Source organism: Paenibacillus sp. JQZ6Y-1, assembly GCF_040719145.1.
Lineage (GTDB): Bacteria > Bacillota > Bacilli > Paenibacillales > Paenibacillaceae > Saccharibacillus > Saccharibacillus kandeliae.
The window spans coordinates 757,849-778,420 of the sequence record NZ_JBFDUZ010000001.1 but is presented as its reverse complement, the minus strand read 5'-3'; the positions used below and the strand labels follow the sequence as shown (position 1 = coordinate 778,420).

At 47.1% G+C, this 20,572-nt stretch carries 16 protein-coding genes; 2 read left to right on the top strand and 14 right to left on the bottom strand.

Annotated features, from left to right (window positions below):
- The first annotated feature begins 249 nt into the window (after window positions 1-249).
- A complete protein-coding gene (locus tag ABXR35_RS03455) occupies window positions 250-981 on the top strand; it encodes a 4'-phosphopantetheinyl transferase superfamily protein (RefSeq protein WP_367055467.1) in 732 nt (243 codons plus the stop codon).
- A 129-nt stretch (window positions 982-1,110) separates the two neighbouring features.
- Here ABXR35_RS03455 and ABXR35_RS03450 read toward each other — a convergent pair whose 3' ends face one another.
- The 11 genes from ABXR35_RS03450 to ABXR35_RS03400 all read right to left on the bottom strand — a co-directional run bounded on the left by ABXR35_RS03450 (window position 1,111) and on the right by ABXR35_RS03400 (window position 14,272).
- Entirely contained in the window at window positions 1,111-2,220 is a 1,110-nt protein-coding gene (locus ABXR35_RS03450) for a Gfo/Idh/MocA family protein (protein ID WP_367055465.1), read from the bottom strand.
- Complete coding sequence (locus ABXR35_RS03445; protein ID WP_367055462.1) at window positions 2,217-3,386, bottom strand: UDP-glucuronosyltransferase; 1,170 nt, start codon at window positions 3,384-3,386, stop codon at window positions 2,217-2,219. The genes ABXR35_RS03450 and ABXR35_RS03445 overlap by 4 nt, the downstream gene beginning before the upstream one ends.
- A 77-nt stretch (window positions 3,387-3,463) precedes the next feature.
- The gene (locus ABXR35_RS03440) at window positions 3,464-4,873 is read right to left on the bottom strand and encodes an ATP-grasp domain-containing protein (protein WP_367055459.1); all 1,410 of its coding nucleotides are present in this window, start codon (window positions 4,871-4,873) and stop codon (window positions 3,464-3,466) included.
- A gap of 226 nt (window positions 4,874-5,099) precedes the next feature.
- Complete coding sequence (locus ABXR35_RS03435; protein ID WP_367055456.1) at window positions 5,100-6,254, bottom strand: BtrH N-terminal domain-containing protein; 1,155 nt, start codon at window positions 6,252-6,254, stop codon at window positions 5,100-5,102.
- Between the two features lie 20 nt (window positions 6,255-6,274).
- On the bottom strand, window positions 6,275-7,477 hold the full coding sequence (locus ABXR35_RS03430) for a radical SAM/SPASM domain-containing protein (protein ID WP_367055453.1): 1,203 nt from the start codon (window positions 7,475-7,477) through the stop codon (window positions 6,275-6,277).
- 180 nt (window positions 7,478-7,657) lie between these two features.
- Window positions 7,658-7,942 carry an acyl carrier protein gene (locus ABXR35_RS03425; protein WP_367055450.1) on the bottom strand — a complete coding sequence of 95 codons (285 nt, stop codon included), beginning with the start codon at window positions 7,940-7,942 and terminating at the stop codon, window positions 7,658-7,660.
- Between the two features lie 454 nt (window positions 7,943-8,396).
- A complete protein-coding gene (locus ABXR35_RS03420) occupies window positions 8,397-9,893 on the bottom strand; it encodes a methyl-accepting chemotaxis protein (protein ID WP_367055447.1) in 1,497 nt (498 codons plus the stop codon).
- Window positions 9,894-10,344: 451 nt separating this feature from the next.
- On the bottom strand, window positions 10,345-11,817 hold the full coding sequence (locus tag ABXR35_RS03415; RefSeq protein ID WP_367055444.1) for an amidase: 1,473 nt from the start codon (window positions 11,815-11,817) through the stop codon (window positions 10,345-10,347).
- Between the two features lie 68 nt (window positions 11,818-11,885).
- Window positions 11,886-12,431, bottom strand: coding sequence for a GNAT family N-acetyltransferase (locus ABXR35_RS03410; RefSeq protein WP_367055441.1), 546 nt, complete (start codon window positions 12,429-12,431; stop codon window positions 11,886-11,888).
- 227 nt (window positions 12,432-12,658) lie between these two features.
- Complete coding sequence (locus ABXR35_RS03405) at window positions 12,659-12,850, bottom strand: hypothetical protein (protein ID WP_367055438.1); 192 nt, start codon at window positions 12,848-12,850, stop codon at window positions 12,659-12,661.
- A 126-nt stretch (window positions 12,851-12,976) separates the two neighbouring features.
- The gene (locus tag ABXR35_RS03400) at window positions 12,977-14,272 is read right to left on the bottom strand and encodes an MFS transporter (protein WP_367061142.1); all 1,296 of its coding nucleotides are present in this window, start codon (window positions 14,270-14,272) and stop codon (window positions 12,977-12,979) included.
- A gap of 494 nt (window positions 14,273-14,766) precedes the next feature.
- Between ABXR35_RS03400 and hepT the strand changes: the two genes are divergently transcribed.
- Window positions 14,767-15,792 (top strand): type VII toxin-antitoxin system HepT family RNase toxin, encoded by a 1,026-nt coding sequence (gene hepT / locus ABXR35_RS03395; RefSeq protein WP_367055435.1) that lies wholly within the window; start codon window positions 14,767-14,769, stop codon window positions 15,790-15,792.
- Window positions 15,793-15,805: 13 nt separating this feature from the next.
- Here the strand turns inward: hepT and ABXR35_RS03390 are convergent, their stop codons facing one another.
- From ABXR35_RS03390 to ABXR35_RS03380, 3 genes are all read right to left on the bottom strand, one after another.
- On the bottom strand, window positions 15,806-17,512 hold the full coding sequence (locus tag ABXR35_RS03390; RefSeq protein WP_367055432.1) for a glycoside hydrolase family 32 protein: 1,707 nt from the start codon (window positions 17,510-17,512) through the stop codon (window positions 15,806-15,808).
- Between the two features lie 180 nt (window positions 17,513-17,692).
- Window positions 17,693-19,210, bottom strand: coding sequence for a levansucrase (locus ABXR35_RS03385; RefSeq protein WP_367055429.1), 1,518 nt, complete (start codon window positions 19,208-19,210; stop codon window positions 17,693-17,695).
- A gap of 493 nt (window positions 19,211-19,703) precedes the next feature.
- A complete protein-coding gene (locus ABXR35_RS03380; protein WP_367055426.1) occupies window positions 19,704-20,552 on the bottom strand; it encodes a PRD domain-containing protein in 849 nt (282 codons plus the stop codon).
- Window positions 20,553-20,572 lie beyond the last annotated feature (20 nt).

The window sequence follows — 20,572 nt, the reverse complement described above, 5'->3', positions numbered from 1 at the left end:
TGCTGCGAATATATTCGTTTTACTGCTCATCATACTACATATCACGTTCTATCAAAAGCATCATCATAAGATGTTGCTTGCTCTTTTGATTCTTTTGCATACACCTATTGATTCAAAATAACAAATAATGAATCGCATACAAACTTCCTATTTTGTCATATTGACGTGTTTGGAATTATTGGTCAATATATGGGTATACATTCCAAGGCTGTCCCATGGACAAGCCAGACGAAAAGTGAGGATAAAGGCTTGGTTACTATTACTGGTGTACATCTACCGGAGCTATTACCGGACGATGTCATGACGCGTATGCGCGATGTGGTATCCGCAGAACGACGGGAAACATCGCTACGATTTCAACGTCAGCAGGATGCGCAGCGCAGTCTTGTTGGCGAATTGCTGCTGCGGCATATTTTGCAGGAGCGTTATCAATTGTCTGCGGATACGCTGGACATGGGCAAGAATAGCTATGGAAAGCCCTTTTTGATTCAGCATCCGCATATTCATTTTAATCTGTCCCATGCTGGAGATTGGATCATCTGTGCAGACGATTCCGCTCCGGTCGGTGTTGATATTGAAAAGGTGCGTCCGATCGATTTTGCGATTGCAGAACGCTTCTTCACCTCGTCCGAATACAAGCTGCTGTTAGATGCACCAGAACAAAAGCGGCTTCAATTATTTTACACGCTCTGGACATTGAAGGAAAGTTATATCAAATTTGTCGGAAAAGGGTTATCTATTCCATTAGATTCCTTTGCCGTTCAACTAATCGATGAACATACCGCTCGGCTTATTGCACCGAACCCGAAGGAGGATTCCTCCGGTGGCTGGGACGATCACCGCGGTCAGAACTGCTTTTTCCGTAAGATCAATGTAGACGGGCAGTACCAGCTTGCCGTATGCGCGACACGTCCTATCGGTCCGCGTCCGTTATTGATGCTGGATTGGAGCGAGCTGCTACCGCCGGAGCATTTTATTTGAGTATTGTTATTTGAGTATATGGTAGAAAACATATCCTCTAGCATAAAATAAATACGTATATTCATATAAAAAACCGCCTGCTGGTTTCGCGACCGGCTGGCGGTTTTGCTATATGCTGCGAAGACTCTTTTAAAAAAATGCCATATGCGTCTTCGCACTTCGATACAATGTGTTGAGCGCCTGAATACGGTCAATCGCTTCCGCCAATGGCTCATTCGGCTGCCCCGGCTGATGCTGCTGCACATCACGTACAAAGGTATGCAGCTGATTGACATAGTAGTTGGCTGGCTCAAATATGCGCTGTTGTACTTCGTTTTCGACACCACTTCGGCGCACAGGGACAATTTTGAACTTCATCTTGTAAAAGCCCAAATTGCAGCGGAAGAAATCGTTAATCGTCAAGGTCGCCTGTTCAAAATGCAGCACATGACGGCACGCATACGGCTGTTCAAATGAGAGAAACGCTTCCGCCTGTACTCCGTCTCGCAATGTCGCCTGAGCATGGAAGGTCCAATCGCAGCCGTTCGGACCGTCAAATTGGGAACGCCCTTCCAGCTCTGCCTGATCCAAACGGGTGAACAGCTGCAAAAATTGGAGCCAGTAGCAGCCCAAATCCCACAAGCAGCCTCCACCCTGCTGCGGATCACTACGGTAATTATCCTGATGACCATCCCGCGCCGGAATCGATAGCCGTGTTTCCGTACGCAGCAATGCTCCGAATTCGCCGGAAAAGATCAATTGCCGCAGCGCCTGCTGCCACGGATGATGAGCGACCATCATCGCTTCCGCCAAATGCACACCGTATTGCTCTGCTGCTGCACTCAATATAGGTAGCTCGGCAGCATCCAGCGCAATCGGCTTCTCTACCAGCACATGCTTGCGAGCACGCAGCGCCTTTTCTATCCATCCAGCATGCAGCTGATTGCTAAGACCGATATAGATCGCATCCAGCTCCGAGTTATTCAGCAGCTCGTCCAGCGTGTCATGGATGATCGGGATACCGTATTGCTCCCCCATATGCTGCGCCTTGGAGAGTGTGCGATTAGCAGCGGCGGTCACTTCTAGATTTGGGACATAGACCGCAGGCTCTAATACAGCGCGCGGTACAATACCGGAGCAGCCCAGAATCCCCAGCCTGACCGTTTCGATATGACGCTTCACCTCTGCTGTCTGTCCTACCGGTTGAGTATCGCGTACCGGCAGCGGAATCACATTGTCAGGTATTCCATGCTCCTTCAACGGCGTTCCTCCTCTGACAGGGATAGCAAAAGGTCAGCATCTGCTTCTGCTGCCGTTTGCAGCGCGGAAGCCCAGCGCGTGGACAGTTGCTCCGTATACGAGGACAGCGACTGACGACCCAGAAGCAAACGGTTGTGCATCTGCTCCAGTATATCGGTGCCGCCGCCATACTCGCTCATCCAAGTATCATAGTTTAGCCCATATCCATAGCGCTGCCACAATGCTGCATTATTCTGCTCATGCTCACCAAACGGATCGAGGAAAATAATCGGCGTACCAGAAGCAAATGAATCCGCCAGCGTACCACCTCCGGGCTTGCTTACAATGGCACATACGCGTCGTTCAATCTCGCATAGCAGATGATAATCATGATGTGACTGGTAGGTTTCCTGTATACCCTCCTGCACTTCGGCAAATGGTGGGAAGGTATGCTTGCCCTGCTCATTTTGCTGCCATGTGCGCCATGATGGATCCATGCGATAGTATCGTTGACCGCTATCGATTGCGCCCGGTTCGTCACCTTCATACAGTACAATGTCCAGTCCGTATCCCGCATGCTGCAATGCCTGCAAATGCTCGCGATACGTCCCCATTCCCCAGCCCCCGCCATGAACAAGCAAACGACGTTCCCTTTGCTCATACGGAATCACAGGATCAGAACCAACGATGTTGATGTACGTAGACATTGGCTCATCTTCTCGTCCGAACAGCCATACCTCGCGATAATGATCGGTTAGCGAACCTAGACGTTTTTTGACGTTTTTCCAAGAAGGAGAATCCGACACATCTAGATATAGCAAATCCACTTCCAGCTCATTGCCCATCTGCTCCCGGTACAATTCCAGTAAATAGACCCAGTGACCAGACAAGCAGACAAAATGCCGCCGTCCCTCTGCCTTCCATTGATTCAGCAATGTGTTTACCTGCTGCTCGTCCATGCTTTTGCGAATATCCTGTGGAATACGCTGTGACATAAGCGCTACTGAAAAGTCTTCATGATATGCACGCCGACTATGATCCACCTTGCCACGATGCTCCGGGTTCATTACATTTTCAAATACAAGCACTTCCGCTGGGATACCCAGTCGTCTCAAGCCAGCCTCCACCAGCAACCCCGGTGTATAGAAGCCCAATCCAAATCCCGAACATAATATGGTTACAGTCATCTGATATCCTCCCTTTCCGTTTCAGGTATACAGAGGCAAATATCCAATCACACCATGCGTGTTCATTGCAACGTAGGTCAATTCAAAATATGCAGACCACTGCGTTCCAGCAGATGCTCCAGCCTTGACAACAGCTCATGCTTGCTCGCTTCGTCCGCGGCAACAGCGGATAGATACAAGCGTCCTTTGCGCTTTTTGCTGGGCGGAATATCGCTGTGATTGACGGACAAGGCTGCGGAAGTCAGTGGCATAATACCAGTTTCACGATGCGGTAGGAATAACAGACCTTCGCGCTCTAGCTCTAGCAGCAAGCGTTCATGATCAAAGCTGCCATCATGCGATACCGTGTAGTTGGTCATATTGCCGAGCAGATTGTATTTGCGTAGATAACGGTCAATACTATTCTTGATTAGGCTCATCGATTTGCGCGCATTGATCTCCACCAGCGGCTCAATAGTGCCATCCTGCAAGGTCATCGAGTCGATGCACACATGTCCAAAATAACCGTCCCGATATAGCTGACGCCCAATATCCATCATAATGTCAAAATATGCCGCCTGCTCCAGCCGATCCATAAACTGAATATCCGGTGACAGCGATTCGCGATAAGCAAATTGCGAATTTGCCAGCCATTGCACCGATAAAATATCAATATCGCCCTGCTCCGTAATATGGAACTGGCACGAGAAATCGCGTTCCTTGTGCTGAAACCGTTCCAGCACAAATTGCACATTGCGCCCCTTCTCCTCCTGCTTGCGAATACTGGACAGAATGCGCGTCAGCATGGATGGTGTCTCAATATGCAGATTACCTTTACCGGATACACCATAATTATCTTTAATCAAAAAGGTACCGTCTCGCAGCAGCTCATTGCCGATCACTTCCAGCTCTGCTGAACTCTCGACAAAGAAGCCCGGATGCTTCAGCTCCAGATGCTGCTTCATCCACGCCGAATAGCGCTTCGTATTCACCCGACGTACAATGTCCAGTGATGGATGATTGCTATAAATGCCAAATTTGCGGCTAATCTCACCGATATACGGCACCCATGCAAATGGTGATAACACGGTACCTGCTAGCGGTAGCTGCTGTTCAATCGGCTGTCCATGCTCATACAATAATCGGAATACCGATACCGGATGCTGATCAGCAGCACGCGCACGCGAAGGCGCTTGTCCCGCTGTCACAGCTGCAAGCGGTGTAGCTATGTTCTGCTCTAGATTGAATGTATTCGCGGTATATTCAAATCCAAGCGCCGATGTATAGTCCAGCTGTGCTGGTGAGGACGCATACCGAGTTAACAGCAGATCGCCAGGCTTACAAAAGCAAAATAACAATTCATCCATCGCGGTCACAATCTTCTCCGCTTCCTTGTCTGGCAGTGCTGGCAAAATCGCCAGATTGTTTTCCCGCCAGTGCAATTCCGCTTCAAAGGTGCCCATATGTAAAACAGGAGATGTTTCAGCTTCAGGCGTAAATTCGCGCATACCTATCCCTTCCTTTCGGGTGATGGTGATCTCCTTGCGAATGGTCTGCCGTTTCCGACAGAGGATAAAACGAATCATGCAGCCTGCTCGTTCATAGAGCACTCGGAGCGTTTGCCGCCGGGTATCCTATGCACCAAACAGGCTGCATTTTCTTCGTAATCCCGCGGCAAGGCACAATGACGAGCTGCGGGATTGGATATGTGTTCTTGTTAGATGTCTTGCCGAATCAAGAAACGGAAGCAGCTTTGCTGGCGGCAGCCAGCTTTTTGACCAACGTTCCCAAATGCAGCTCCATATGTTCCAGCAACTCTCGGTTGCTGTCAGTCCAAGCTTGCAACTTGCTGCGATTATGGCGTACACCGATTTTGTACAGCTTCATCATCAGACGCTGCGCATGATCCTGAAGCTGCTCAATCTGACGAATCAGTTTTGGCGCTTCTGCACCTAGCAGTGCTTCATGCTGCACTGCCAGCTGAGTGGAATAACGCAGTAAATGCACCAGACTTTCAACGCGCAGATGATAATAGATAATGCCACACGCCTCTTCAAATGCCTCATCGTCCAACTCGGACAAGTTCATCATTTCCGTATTCAGTAGACGATACGCGGCAATGCCGTGGGCTTGTCCATGCTCATCTATCCCACCGCTCAGAAATTCTTCAAGGTGGGTAATCGCGGCAGACAAGATTTGTTCTGGTGGGATTTTCGTACCCGGCGTACTCTGGATGCTGCCATATTCGACAAGCCCTTCCAATAGGTCACTGATGCGAACTGTGCCGTTATAACCGAGTACCTTGCCAGCCTTATCCAGCAGGAAATGATCGATAATATAAGCGATATCCTCGCTAGGCTGAAGCCCGTACAGCTGTACTACATGCCCGCCTCCGGGGCTGGCAGAGAGCAGCTCGTTATAGTTCAGGCTACCTGTATCGGCATGTAGCAATAGCGTCTTGCCAGAAGAAAGCACCTCGTACCATTCCTGCACAATCGCAGCATGATCACGGTTGTCTTGGTCCACACGCGTATACGAAATATCAACGCCTGTGTGATCATTCCATTCCTGTAGCATACGAATCATCGGGTCCAATCCGAATGTATCGTACTGATTACCGCCTGCATAGGCGATGGAAGGACCATTGCACAGATAATAAATATCCGTCTCCTCCAGCTGAATCTGCTGCTGCTTCATAACCGCTTGCAATGCTCCGTAAAAGCAGTGGTTGATCACAAAATTCTCATCCACCGCTTTGACCAGATCAGCGGCAACCACAAAGCCGTCCTCCTGTACCCGCATCGTACGAATCAGCTGACTGATCTCGTCATTATCGACGCCTAGCACATCGATCTGAAGCGGCACCAGCGTTTTGTCGTCTGTACTCATCCTCATTCCTCCTCTACGGATCAAATATAGTTGAGCGACTGCAATCCACTGGCTCCGTGCAGATACAATACACTGCATTTGGAGCAAGCTGGCGTTAACCCGCCTTCGTTAATTGTCTGGCGTATCTGGGCATATTCCTCGGAATCCCAGATTTCCTTGAGACTTTTATTTTTCAGATTGCCTACGGTAAATTCAGCAAAGAATTTGCATGGCATTACACTGCCGTCAGGAATAATATCCGTGCGGGATGTCAGCGCCAGACAGTTATTGGAACAACGACTTGTCATTTCGTCACCGTGGATGAATTTATCGATCTCATCATAATCGAGACCCGGTTGATAGCGGACACGGATTTTCCAGACACGATCATTGATCTGGTTCAGATCATCCATAAGCGCTTCCATTTTATTCGGATTGATTTTGTATTTGAACGCATGCCAGCTACTAATATGACGCTCATCCAGCTGACGCAGCCAGCTAAAGCGGTCGGCAAAATAACGATCCATTTTGAGCGATGTTTCCCGGGAAATATACCAAGGGAAGCACAGCATCACGAGATCAAGCTTTTTGGATTCAAAAAATTCCAACAGCTCGCTCATGCGACCGATCATATTGTCATTGATAACCGCATGCACCGAAATACGCCCTTTATACAAGCCTTGCTCGCGCAGCTCTACGAGACGATCAATTTCAGCCATCGTCTTTTTGAATGTGCCTTTGCCGCGAATCAGATCATGCTCGGCTTCAAATCCTTCTACCGCGATCAGCAGTTCTAGATTTTCCGACAGATCGAGAATTTGATCCAGATGCTTGTTGATCAGCAGCCCATTCGTACAGATCGTCATCTCACGGCGGTCATTCTGGATATGCCCCATAATCTCACTGAACTGACGGTGAAACATCGGCTCGCCGCCCCACAGATACAGGCGCGATTTGACCTCACGCGTATCATCCAGCAGCTGCTTGAAAATAGCAGGATCAAGATCCATATTTTGCTCGGCTTTTTCCATATTGTGATGGTAGCCGTCTTCATTCCACTGGAAACAGTGGGTACATCGTAGATTACAGCGATTGGTCAGCTTGATGCCGAGCGATTGCGGCAACTCTGTCCGATACGTAGGATCTTTGATTTTGTTACGGTAGGATACGGTGGCATTGCGAACGGTGCGTTTGATTAATTTAAAGGCTTCACGATCTATCGTTACTTCACTTCTTGGCTGCACACAGAACACCTCTTTCATCAGAATGGCGAAGATGATTTTCCTGTTGTGTCGTCGCAAAAGACAGCAGACGGAAACCAGTACCAAACAGCATGTTATACGACATACTGTGATCCTGAGCGTCATGCGGACCCTGTCATTTGTACCTTGCCAAGCCCCATCTTTACATCGTTATGTAAAAGATCAGGCTTCTAGTGATTCTACGCTTGCCCCGGCATGCGAATGATTGACAAAATCGCAAAATTTCGCAACCGAGCCTAGGTGATCCATATCAAATTCCTCAAAATCAATCTCTACATCAAACTCGTCTTCGATACGCAAAATAAAATGGATAAGCTGGAGGGAATCCAGACCGGCATCATGGATAATGTCCGAGTCAGGACCGAGAGTGGTCAAACAAGCGGGATCGTCTTTCACTTCACTGATCATCTGAATCATTTGCTCAACAGAAACACTAGATTGTTGCATTCCAATTCCTCCTTTGAATGTGGTAAATCAATAACGAGAGAAAAAGTTCAAGCAAAGATCAACGTGATTATTTCCGCAAATTCAGTGTACAGTCCATGACTGGAGAAGTTTCAGTATATGTTGGTTTGGATGAATAATAATGACATAAAAATACATATACTGGAACTTGCATGGATCTATATTCCATATTGTTGCAGTATACCTTTTTAGTCAATCCTCTCCTTAAGAAACCGGGCGAAAGACCTAGCAAGGTGATTTATATGAAAAAGACAAACAAAAAGACACGTCTTGTCAGTGGATTACCAACAAAACGTGTCTTTTTCCCAAATGATAATCATGAATTGAAATAAAAAACGATATAAAACCATTTTTTTCTTCTATTATACGTGTCGAATGGAAAGACGATTGCCATATTTAGCATGTGTTACATGGATACGAAAAAGGATGATTGCTCTCACTGTGAAGTCTGATCGAGTGAACGATTCAGCGTTTCAATCAGCTGTTGCAAACGGTTGAAGCTGTCAGCAATGACCGTTACGCGCTCGGTTTGGCTTTGCAGACTATGCACCACTTGTTTCGCAGACGAACTGGATTGTTCCGTTACTGCCGAAATGCTGCTCATCTCAATGACCGTATGCTTGATCGCTTCCGTCAATTCTTTGATCTCGCGACTGATATCATGTGAACGACCAGAAACGACGACTGTTTCTTCCTGAATGCGACCAAACAGAGATTCCGTTTCGCCTGCGGCTGTGCGTATGCTGCCTACTGCTTCACGTCCTTGGTAAATACCGCTAGAGACTACTTCTGTCTGTTGATGCACTCGTGTCAAAATATCTGTGATATTGATGGTTGCCTGCTGTGAATCATTAGCCAGATTGCGAATTTCTGCGGCGACTACAGCAAAACCACGTCCATGCTCGCCTGCTCTCGCTGCTTCAATACCAGCGTTGAATGACAGCATATTGGTCTGCGCAGCAATACCTTCAATCGACTGCAATACATGTGAGATCTCTTCCGCATATTGGCGTAGTGTATCCATTGCGGTATACGTTTCATCAATCACATGACCGACAGCATCGACGCTTCCGCGCAGCTGCTCTACCTTTTCATTACCCGAACGAGTCAAATCTGCCGCACGTTCCGCCAATTGAGACATATCCGATGCGGTTTGATCGATATTGCCAATAAACACTTCCGATTGCTGAATGGACGTATTGATCTCGGCAATGCTGGTTGCCTGCGAATCAATACCGTTGCCGATTTCTTGAAATCCCCCGGTCAATTCACGTCCAATGCGGTCGGTATCAGCAACATTCTCCTTCAATTGCTGTCCAAAGGCAGTCAGCTCCTCTGCCGAATGCTCTACCTCCTCTAACAGCTGATCCAGTTGACCACGCTGTTCCTGCAAGTGTGAGGTCATCTTTTCGCCGACAATACAAACCGATACGGCAACAGCTCCCACCATCAAGGTAACAGCAAACATAACCACCAGATCGATAACAGGCAATTGATTCAAAAACGGGTTGAAGATTACATGTACAATCTCAATGACCAGCGCATAGCCGATACTGAGCAATGTAGCACGACGATCAAGATATAACAGCGTTAACGCCATATAAATAAACAGGGCACACCAGCCAACCTGTGAAGGAATGACCCATAAAATACAAAAGATAATCAAGAACGAAAAGCCTGAAATCCAGTACTTACCGTTTTTGAACATATGACATTTGCGATAAATCATAATCAGCGACGGACACATGACCACCACAATTAATAATAAAAACAGCAAAATCGTCAGTGACGAAAGACCTGAAAAATAAATCCCCAAGAAAATAGGAATACACGAAATTAAAATCCCTAGCAAAGTATACAATAATAATTTGGATGCCAGTTTTTCGTAAGGATCGGCTGCAATAGCGGCAGCGGAAGATGGATAGTTGCTCATGATGCCTCCCCAATGTTCTAAATTAAGCTTCTAAGTTAATAGCTCTATGTATTATTTCGTCAAAATGAGTTCCAGAGATTAGAACTTTTTTCGGCATATTTCAGCAACCGATTAACTCTGTAACTTATCATGTGGGTATTCTACGGATTACGACAATTCCTTTGTCTTTATGCCATTGTTTTCGGATGGTCTCTAGTCTGTAACCATGTCTTTGTGCCCGGATATATCAAACAGCAGCTTCTACACATTGGCAAAAGCTGCTTGCGATCTTCCATTTATTATTGTCTATTTATTGTACATGATCCTTATCATATTCTAGGGTTATGCCATTTGTGTCACAATAGGCATTTGCTTAGCTAACACCACAGCATAACGCAAAAACCCGGCAACTGCCGTAAACGGCAATGACCGGGCGGATATAGAGCATCATCCATAACCTCATGTATCTTCATTATAACAGTGGGCTACGACGAGCAGGCACAACCTGTTCAAACGCATACGCAATGCGGATCAGCTGTACTTCACTATACGCTGTACCCATAAAACTCACCCCGAACGGCATACCATCGCGTCGATAACCGGCAGGCACCATAATCGCCGGATAGCCGCCAACCGCTGGTGTATCGGTAAATTCCGGTGTAAAAATCACATCCAGTCGATGCTGCTGCAATACGCGGTCAATACCATTTGCACGCGCAGCATACCACTGATCCAGACGAGCGTTTATATAGGATGGCTCGGTCAATGTACCAGACGTTTCATATTCGGCTTTGAGCAAAATATCCTGTCCATATCGCAGTGCTTCCCGGTGATGCAGATGGTTAAAGTCGATCATTTCCTTCAGTGTACGCACAGTCGCTTGCGGACCAAGACTTGCCAAATAACGATTCAGTGCAGACTTGAATTCATACAGCAGCACCGTCATATCGCCTTCAGCTACCGTATCTGCCAAATCGGCACCTTCGATAATTACCGCTCCAGCATGACGCATCGCCTCAATGGATGCTTCGGTAATGGCAATCTCCTCTTCTGTTAACCGATTCAGATGCGCGCGGTTGATACCGATACGTACCCCATGCAGGCTAGCAGTATGCAGATCGGCTGTATAATCCGGTATATCGACAGGCGCGGACAGGGTGGTAACATCCTGTTCATCACGTCCTGCGAGCACTCCGAGTAGAATCGCTGCATCCTCTACCGTCCGCGCCATCGGTCCCGCCGTATCCTGTGTATAAGTAATCGGAATAATGCCGCTACGGCTGATCAGCCCTAGTGTCGGCTTGATTCCAACCAGACTGTTACTGGCAGCTGGATTCAAAATCGAACCGGATGTTTCCGTTCCTACGGCAACCGCACATAGATTGGCTGCAACTGCTACACCCGAACCGGAACTAGAGCCACCGGTATCCAGTTGACCGGGACCGTATGGATTCAGCGTTTGTCCACCACGCGCGCTATACCCATTTTTCATCTGAAACGACATAAAGTTTGCCATCTCCGTCAGATTGGTTTTGCCCAAAATCACTGCACCTGCCGCTCGCAATTGTTGTACGAGAAAGGCATCCGTCGGTGCAAAGGAATCTGCCAATGCGAGCGATCCCGCGCTGGTGTGCATCGCATCGGATGTACTGATATTATCCTTAATCAATACCGGAATGCCGTGCAATGGACCACGGATATGCCCTGCTGCTCGTTCGCTGTCTAGCTGCATCGCAATCGCAATCGCATCTGGGTTACATTCGATGACCGAGCGCAGCTGCGGACCCTGCTGATCCATTTGAGCGATGCGACGCATATATTGAGAGGCGATGGATACCGCCGTTTCCTGTCCTTGCTCCATCAGCTGTTGCAGCTGTGTAATGCTTGCTTCCTGTAGCGTAAATTCCATCGCGATTCCAGCTCCTTCTACTTCCATAGTTTCCATACCGAAAATCATCGTTTCCCATACCACTATACTACGAATAACCGGATGTCTTCCAATATGTACACTTCTTATGTTCTACCGATTGATCGCGCAGCATACTCGCTTGCCAAAATGGAATAGAGATACGAATCGTGAAACTCACCTTTATAGTACCAATGCTGGCGTAGCATGCCTTCACGGGTCATACCTAGCTTTTGCATAACCTTTTCGGACGCGATATTGGATGGACGACAGGTGGCATAGACGCGATGGATAGACAGCGTGTCAAAGGCATAGCCTACTAGCGCTTGTGCTGCTTCCGTTACATATCCGCTTCCCTGATAGTCTGGATGCAGCACATAACCAATCTCTGCATTGGTGGATTGGATATGAATGCCCACCCCTCCAATCAATGTTCCATCGCTTTGCAAACAGATACCCAGCTCATAATGCTGCCGCGGCTGCTCCTTCTGCCAGTCTATCACCTGCTGGATATATTGCTGCGTATCAGCTTCCGTATTCGGTCCCCATGCGGTATACGTCGTTACCTCTGGCATTGCTGTATAGGTATGTATCGCTTTCCAATCGCTAGGTACAAGATCGCGAATGATCAATCGTTCGGTTTGAAGCTGCATCGTATTCCCTCCATACATGATATATGTTAAAAATGATTTTATTATAGCATTTCACATTCCTTTATGGCGCTTAAACCTGCTAGAAAGCTTCAAATATCCCTCATTGCTGTCTCCTACTCCCTGAACACCAAAAAGCCCGATTCTAAGGAATCGGGCTTCTTCTTATTTACTTCCGATGAGATACAGCCGTATTTACTATACAATACGACAGCTTATTCGTAATCCAGTTAACGCAGCCATACAATAGCAGCCAGTACAGCAGCAATGAGCAATACCGCCAGCCCGTAATTACTCAATTCATGCAAAAATCCATGGGGATGCAACAAGCGTCGACGATGATCCTTGTGTAATTGATTCACATATTCTTCAGAGTTTAATCCGGGGTGCATATTGTTATTGTTCATATCGCGATCATTCATTCTTCTTCGCCTCCCTGCTCGAATGAAAACGTAATTCTTCTACATTCCTACCATAATTACGATTACTTGAAATAAGCAAGATCATTTCCAGTTATATACCAATACGTAAACCTTGGCACGACCGTTTCAATTTTTTTCCATCTTTTGCAAAGCCTGCTCCCGTCCCTGCTCTACCCGTACGAATAACAGCAGTCCCATTCCTATGATGAAAAAGAACAACAACGACAAAATACCGTATCGAGCCGAGCCAGTCAGCTGCCCTACCAATCCAAACAGAAAAGGTCCAAAGATCGAAGCGAATTTGCCAGTAACATTGATCAAGCCAAAATACTCGCCTGTGCGCTGCGGTGGAATAAGATCACTAAATAACGAGCGAGCCAACGCCTGACTGCCTCCCTGCACTAATCCTACTAACGCTGCCAACATATAAAAATGCCAAGAGGTGGTCATAAAGTATCCCAAGATCACAATCACCAAATATACCGATAGCGATACCATCAACAACTGCTTGGCTCCATACACAGTACCCAGTCTGCCAAACAGCAACGTACTCGGAAACCCGATAAACTGTGTCATCAGCAACGCCAGCATCAAGTCAGTCGTACCAATTCCAATCGTCGCCCCATATACTGTTGCCATCAGAATAATTGTATTGATGCCATCATTGAAAAACCAGAACGCCGCCAGTAGCTTGACCAGCTCTGGGTAACGGCGAATCCCACGCAAACTAGTCTTGATATTACGCATACCTTCGCGCAAATAACCTGCCGTACTCATCACCGGAGCCGTTTCCCGGCGCTTCGACCATGCACCGCTTACTCGGAACAATGGAATGGCAAATACCAACCACCAAATGCCTACCGTGATAAAGGAAAGACGTGTTCCTGCCAATGTATCTGGCAAACCGAACCATTGCGGCTGCTGAATCATCAGCAGATTGATTGCTAGCATCAGCCCACCGCCAATATAACCATACGCATATCCACGCGCCGATACCGATTCACGCTGCCCACGCGGCACCATATCTGGCAATAACGCATCGTAAAAAGCATTGCTGCCCGCAAACCCAATCGTCGATATAATCAACAAAATCGAAGCCAACAGCCAATCTCCTGTACCAATCGTACTAAAAACAATCGTTGCCCCAATGCCGATCAGCGAAAAGACAAACAAAAACCGTCCTTTATTGCCTGCTACATCTGATACTGCACCCAGCAGTGGCGATAGTAAAGCCACACATAGCATGCCAATCGCATGCGTATAGCCGAGATACGATGCGGCTGTTGTTTTATCCAGTGTCGAAGCAGCGACCGAGCTGTAAAATACTGGCATCACCGCTGCCAGTATTGTTGTCGCATACGCCGAATTTGCCCAATCGTACATCATCCATGACGTTGTACTGCGTTTATCCGCATAAAGCATTCCCAAAGTTGCCCCTCCATTTCATTGTGCTTGTCGCAAGAACGCCTGTGTGATCTATATGTATTCCGTTTGTATTTACGTTTGTATTTACGTTTGTATGTATAGGCTGATATGGTTAATGTTGGGCTGATAGATTGATGGCTAGGTTGATACAGTGGATGGCTATAGATGATCTTTTTTCTTGGTGTGTACACATGGCATGGATCATTCTGAATGGGCAGCATGGGTATACATTGGCTTGGTGGTATACCAAATGATGTCTGATTTTATGCGATGGATATTCGTACGCTGCACAGGGGTGACGCTTATATTTAACGTGATGATGCGGCGCAAGTCAAATTTGACGTTGTTATTTTGGACGATTCACAGGAGTTGATCATCGGTCGCACCTTCATATTCATGCTGATTTGCTACAAAGCACTCCATAGGGGATGATTATGAAAGTATGGTATAGTTGTAAAAATTGGACATGGTACAGTTAGGAGGTGTTGTTCATGCACCTGTCTTCTGAGATGATACAGCCGATCATTCAACGGCTGCGTGAACAGTGCGATGCGGAGCTGATCTTGCTGATTGGGTCTGCGGCACGCGGGGAGTTGCGAGCGGATAGCGATATCGATCTGGTGTATATGGCATCACCGCATCATCGACCTTTATCGACGTATCGGCGGTATATGCTTGCACAGGAGTTAGCGGATTGGCTGGGGCGAGATGTGGATTTGATCGATTTTGCTAGTGCCAGTACGGTCTTTCAATTGCAAATTGCTACAACGGCAGTCGTGTTATATGAGCAGAATATGCTTGTTCGACCGCTGGCATGGATCACAGCTTATCGCGATTATGCGCTGCTAGGTGAGCGCAGACAACTGGTGATCGACACCCTGTTGCCACCACAGTCACAGTCACAGTCACAGTCACAGTCACAGTCACAGTCACAGTCACAGTCACAGTCACAGTCACAGTCACAGTCGATGATGACGGATATTGCGAAGAAGTCTAGCTTTATTTTGCCAGTAGAATCCCATAAGGATGCAGTAGTCGAGCATCCTAAAAATGATAGACAAGTAGCTGCTGATGGATATTCAGCAGTTTCTACAGGAGGAGCTTTTACCGTGAATCGAGATATTATATTGAACAAATCCGCTACCATTCGTCGATGTGTGCAGCGGATTCATGAAGAATATGAAGGAAATGTCGACAATCTGTACAATTTTACACGGCAGGATTCGATTATTCTGAATTTACAGCGTGCCTGTGAAGGTTGTCTTGATCTGGCGATGCATCTCATTTCTGAGAATAAACTTGGTGTTCCGCAAAGCAGTCGGGATGCGTTTGATCTGTTGCAGCGTAGCGGCATCATCGACACTGCGCTCAATCGCAGTCTGAAGGCGATGGTTGGTTTTCGCAATATCGCTATGCACGATTATCAGGCAGTGCAGGTAGAGATTTTGGAAGAGATGATTGAGGAGCAGCTGCCTGATTTTGAACAATTTATTAGGTGTGTGGAGCAGAGCGGCTGACGATGTAGCCGCTCTATTTGCCGAGATATTTGATGACAACATGATCAAACACCGCTTTACCACCTTCGCTATACAGCGCAATGCCTTGATCGCCCGGCTTCGGGAATACCAGATTAGAAAGCGTCACCTGCCCACCATCCACGAACATTTCCACACTTGTTTTATCAACCAATAGTTTCAGATGTACCTTTTTGTTGGACGAATCAAAAGGAGCGCGACTTTCCAGTAGATTGTTGTTATCGTCAGGATGCCCTGTATAGGAGCGATTGACATACGTATAACCGCCTTCCACGAACACACCCGCATCTACATGCCGCGATCCATCTGGAGAACGTCGCAGCTGAAAACCTGCATTTTTCAAATCGGACCATGAGATGTCGGCGTCCAGCTGATAAGATGAGCCTTTGACATCTAGCTTGTATTTTCCGTCTACTTCTATTCGGGGAATCTGCTGGGTAGCAGTGACGAATTGGGACAATCCGCGAATCGGCTGGGATAACAATGTATAGCCGTTGGACGACTGTTTCAATTGAATCTGACGTACCATGGAGTCGGTGCCGTTATATCCATCTTGCAGAGTCGGCGTATTGTTCGCGTAGTCCCAGTTATTCATCCATGCAAGCGCATAGCGATGATCGTACGGCTTGCTGCTGGTGCCATCTTCAAAGGTCACTGCCGCATACCAGTCAAAGCCGTAATCAAGCCATTGCGGTTTTGTATCATCCGCTTTGAAACCCAGTCCGTTAAAGGTACCGATCCAATACGCATACGTATTCGGTTGACCGGATGCGCGACCGTTGGCACTGACGCCAAGCACCCATTTATATGTGCCATTCGATGCCCGCATGCGGTATAGATCAGGGCATTCCAGTGTACCGATATTGTCGGCTACAAAGTCGCTGACATAGCGCCAGCTTTTCAAGTTCTTGGACGTATAAAAGCCGATACGATTGCCCTCTGCCATCAGCATAATCCAGCGTTTCGACTGCCGATCCCAGACTAGCTTCGGATCACGAAAATCGGCATTGCCGGGATTGGACAAAATGGGCTTATTGCCGTATGCCTTAAACGTATTGCCCCCATCCTTGCTATACCATAGATACTGCTCCTGGGCGCCACCATTGGCGGAAGGCTGGGTCACGATCGCGACCATCGTATTCTTACCCAGACCAGCAGTATTATTCGTATCCACTACAACCGAGCCTGACCATGGATCACCGTTGGCGCTCGTATACTTCGGAATCGCTACGCCGTGATCCTGCCAGTGTACGAGATCGGTAGAAGTAGCATGACGCCATTCGGTGCCATTACCGTTCGGATAGTCCTTGTTATACAAATAATAGTAATGATATTTGCCATTAGCATAGACCGGACGCTGGGGATCATTTTTCCATTTATCCGGTACAGTGAAATGGTAGTTCGAACGATAGCCGTTGATTTGCTGTCCGTTAGTGGATAATTGGGCTTCTGCACTCTGCTGGTTTGTTCCATTGGATGGGCTTTGCGGATAAGCGGAACTTCCTGTACTTTGTTGATTATTTATACCCGCTTCACCGTTCTGGCTGCTGGCTTCTGCTTGTGCTGGTGTCGATGGTGTATCAGGCTGTAATTCGTAGCACGCTGCTGTGCCAACAGCGATTACTCCGGTCAAGCCCAGCGGCCATATCCACCTGCGCAGGGTGTTCGATCTCGATGTTTGACGGTTATCTGGATGCTTCATAGGTACGATCTCCTCTCTGCTATCCTGTATTGGTTTGATCATATATGCGATACAAATGGAACAAGGGAACAGAAAGTGGCGCTACTGCACCGACTTTCTCCCCCTGTATTCCTGATCTTGCCCACGGGATACTGATCCTCCCATGTTCATTCGATCCACTTCATTTAAAATGTATGGTCGTTATTTCGCTGTTACTTGACCTTGATTCAACGTACTGTTCGGCACAACCGATGTATTGTTCCCATGAATAGCTACTTCAAAACTTGGAGCAAAGGTAGACTGCTGATTAGCAAAATAGCCACGGTTGGTCATATAACTTGTAATAACGACTTTATTGCCTTTCACCTGCGGAATCGCGAAGTGTGCATAGGTCCATGTCACATCACGCGGATTCAGATCCTGATGCAGCACCAGTCCACTGTCATTTAGCGGCTTGTACGGACCATCGATCGAATTGGACACATAGCCGAGCATGTAAATGTCTTCTGCATCGACACCGTCAAGGAACATTTTGGCACCGCGTGTATCGGTGAACAGATACCATTTACCATTCATTTTGAAAATGTTGGCGCGTTCGATCTCATCCGTTACAGTGTTAGATGCGATGAGCGGCTTCATCACTCTTTTCAGCGAATAATCATCATTCAGTTCGATAATGCCGAGCGCTCCGTTGGCGATAGCCATATAATCTTTGTTGGGGCTGTTCAACAGCTTCTCACGTTCACTATTGAAGAACGCGTCACTGCCGCCATAGTACGCTTTATTGTAAAACATCTCGTCGCCCTGATAGCCTGTCTCGGAACCAGTATTGGCTTCAAATACAAGATACTTGTGACCGTTGTCCTCGACATAGTGCGGGTCACGCAGCGTATGGTTATCGGAGTAATCACCAGCGCTGAATGCCTGATTGACTGTCTGGTACATCTTGCCATCGCCATCGAAGATCGATTTGAAATCCTCTACGCCGTCCACTTTCAGTGTACCGTCGCTCGGCTGGGATACATTCACCTGTGCGGTTGTAAGCGTCTGTTTGCCGTAGAAACCTTGATCTGCATCCCACGGATGACGGTTCGTGTAGAACAGGCGTACCTTGCCATCCTTAGTCATCGTTGCCGATCCAGACCATTCTTCGGATTGATGATTAAGAATCCAGTCATTTGGCACGAGCTTGTCCGTGTCTTTGAAGACACGACCTGCATTTTTCCAAGCATCCAGCGATTGGTCATCTGCTTTTTTATAAAATAGATAGATGAATGTGTCGGACGATACTTTCGGATCGCCAGCTAGACCGAATACGATCTCATAGCCATTGTAGTTGGCAACCGTACCATCTGCATTTTGCAGCGGCCATGTATCCCATACGTCCAGATTAATCGTATTGCCGTTAGCATCCTTACCCACTGCGGATGGGATATTGCGAATCTCGTCCTTATTGAATGCAGGGACTTGGAATTGCGATTGCTGTTGCTGCTTAGGAATTTTCAGTGCATCAAAACGGGTGATATGCGAGAAGCCATATGTATCGTCAATCACCGATGGAAGAGTTGGGTTTTCCGGCACAGGATGTGTCGGACGTGTATGCGAACCGCCTTTGTAATCCTGCCCATTGCCACTGGCAAATGTCGTTGTGCCGCCTGCCAGCAGCGCTGCCGCCACAGTAACGGCTGCCGCCTTTTTGTACCATTGATTCATGTTCATTATTCTAACTCCCTTTCGAAATATGGAATGCCGGAGGACCAGAAAACACAAAAAGACCTAAAAATCCCTAACTGGATACCACGTCATACGACGTAGAAATCCCCCAGTCGGAGTTTTTTAGGTCTTGCCTGCTTTACCAGTAACACACCCGGATATGCTGTTGCTGACACCTATTCTATACCGCTTATTCATGAGAGGACTATAGAGAAAATGAACCAATTTAGCAATAAGATACAAACGACTTTTCTTGCAAATTTTCATATATATTCATTATTTTTAGTTATATTTTCACAGTTTCAAAGGTTACAAATTGTTTTTAAAAGTTACAATTTTGCTACTTTTTATCCAGAGTAGATTGGAAAATGGATAGTTCTACTTAGACCATATGACAGGTATATAGAACTGTGTCGCCAGTAATATATGTTGTTGATCACACTTGATTTGAGCCAAATTCGTCCATTTTTATCGTCAGCATCTTTATTCTTAGAGGGTGTCAACGGGCTGGATGACCTAACCTCTCCTGTAAACGTTGCAGCTCAATGGCGATCAACACACGCTGACTATCGGTGCAAGTATATCCATATTCATCCTCTGCATGATCTGTCATCTCCTGCACATGCTCATACCAATTCGCATACTTGTCGCGGGCGATGACGATGATCTCCTCATCCAACTCCGCAGCAGGATGACCGTCGACCGAGGATTGCAGTATACTTTTCAATTGGCTGATCAAGCGCTCATAAGCTGCTGATTTGCGATCTAACGGTTGATTCAGCACGTATTCAATATCTTCCACCATATCGCGAATGAGCGATGCCAGACCAGAGGAAGTGGCACCAGAGCCTGCATTCATCACAGCCGTATGAATGTGCATAGCGATATAACCGACTTCATCCTCTGGAATATCAACCTGTAGCCGAGTAGCGATGAGCTCGCGAGCATATAAGCCAATACGGAATTCTGCTGGATACAGAATCCGTATTTCCTCCAGCAGGGTATTATGAATGATCATGCCACTGCGCAACCGCTCCAGCGCATGCGACAGATGATCAGTCAGCGCAATATGAATATGCTCATTAAAGGATACATGCAGCTCTCGCTCGGCATAGGAAATAATATGCTCCGACACGGCGATTTCCTCTTCCGGCAGCTTTTGCAGCATTTCCTGCAAATAGCCGTACCGCTCCTGATCCTCCAAAATGAATACTTTCTCAATGCGACTAGGATCAACGACATCGTTTTTACCTTTTTCAAACGATATGCCGCCGCCCATTACAATTTTCTCCTGTCCTTGATCGTCGACGATGACAGCGTTGTTGTTCAGAATCTTTTTGATTTTCATGTCATCCACCTCCACAATAC

What these genes read in the sequence shown, in the direction of transcription:
- ABXR35_RS03380 (WP_367055426.1), bottom strand. Translation starts at nt 20,552, where the DNA reads ATGAAAATCAAAAAGATTCTGAACAACAACGCTGTCATCGTCGACGAT.
- ABXR35_RS03440 (WP_367055459.1), bottom strand. Translation starts at nt 4,873, where the DNA reads ATGCGCGAATTTACGCCTGAAGCTGAAACATCTCCTGTTTTACATATG.
- ABXR35_RS03385 (WP_367055429.1), bottom strand. Translation starts at nt 19,210, where the DNA reads ATGAACATGAATCAATGGTACAAAAAGGCGGCAGCCGTTACTGTGGCG.
- ABXR35_RS03425 (WP_367055450.1), bottom strand. Translation starts at nt 7,942, where the DNA reads ATGCAACAATCTAGTGTTTCTGTTGAGCAAATGATTCAGATGATCAGT.
- ABXR35_RS03390 (WP_367055432.1), bottom strand. Translation starts at nt 17,512, where the DNA reads ATGAAGCATCCAGATAACCGTCAAACATCGAGATCGAACACCCTGCGC.
- ABXR35_RS03435 (WP_367055456.1), bottom strand. Translation starts at nt 6,254, where the DNA reads ATGAGTACAGACGACAAAACGCTGGTGCCGCTTCAGATCGATGTGCTA.
- hepT (WP_367055435.1), top strand. Translation starts at nt 14,767, where the DNA reads ATGCACCTGTCTTCTGAGATGATACAGCCGATCATTCAACGGCTGCGT.
- ABXR35_RS03415 (WP_367055444.1), bottom strand. Translation starts at nt 11,817, where the DNA reads ATGGAAACTATGGAAGTAGAAGGAGCTGGAATCGCGATGGAATTTACG.
- ABXR35_RS03445 (WP_367055462.1), bottom strand. Translation starts at nt 3,386, where the DNA reads ATGACTGTAACCATATTATGTTCGGGATTTGGATTGGGCTTCTATACA.
- ABXR35_RS03400 (WP_367061142.1), bottom strand. Translation starts at nt 14,272, where the DNA reads ATGCTTTATGCGGATAAACGCAGTACAACGTCATGGATGATGTACGAT.
- ABXR35_RS03405 (WP_367055438.1), bottom strand. Translation starts at nt 12,850, where the DNA reads ATGAATGATCGCGATATGAACAATAACAATATGCACCCCGGATTAAAC.
- ABXR35_RS03420 (WP_367055447.1), bottom strand. Translation starts at nt 9,893, where the DNA reads ATGAGCAACTATCCATCTTCCGCTGCCGCTATTGCAGCCGATCCTTAC.
- ABXR35_RS03410 (WP_367055441.1), bottom strand. Translation starts at nt 12,431, where the DNA reads ATGCAGCTTCAAACCGAACGATTGATCATTCGCGATCTTGTACCTAGC.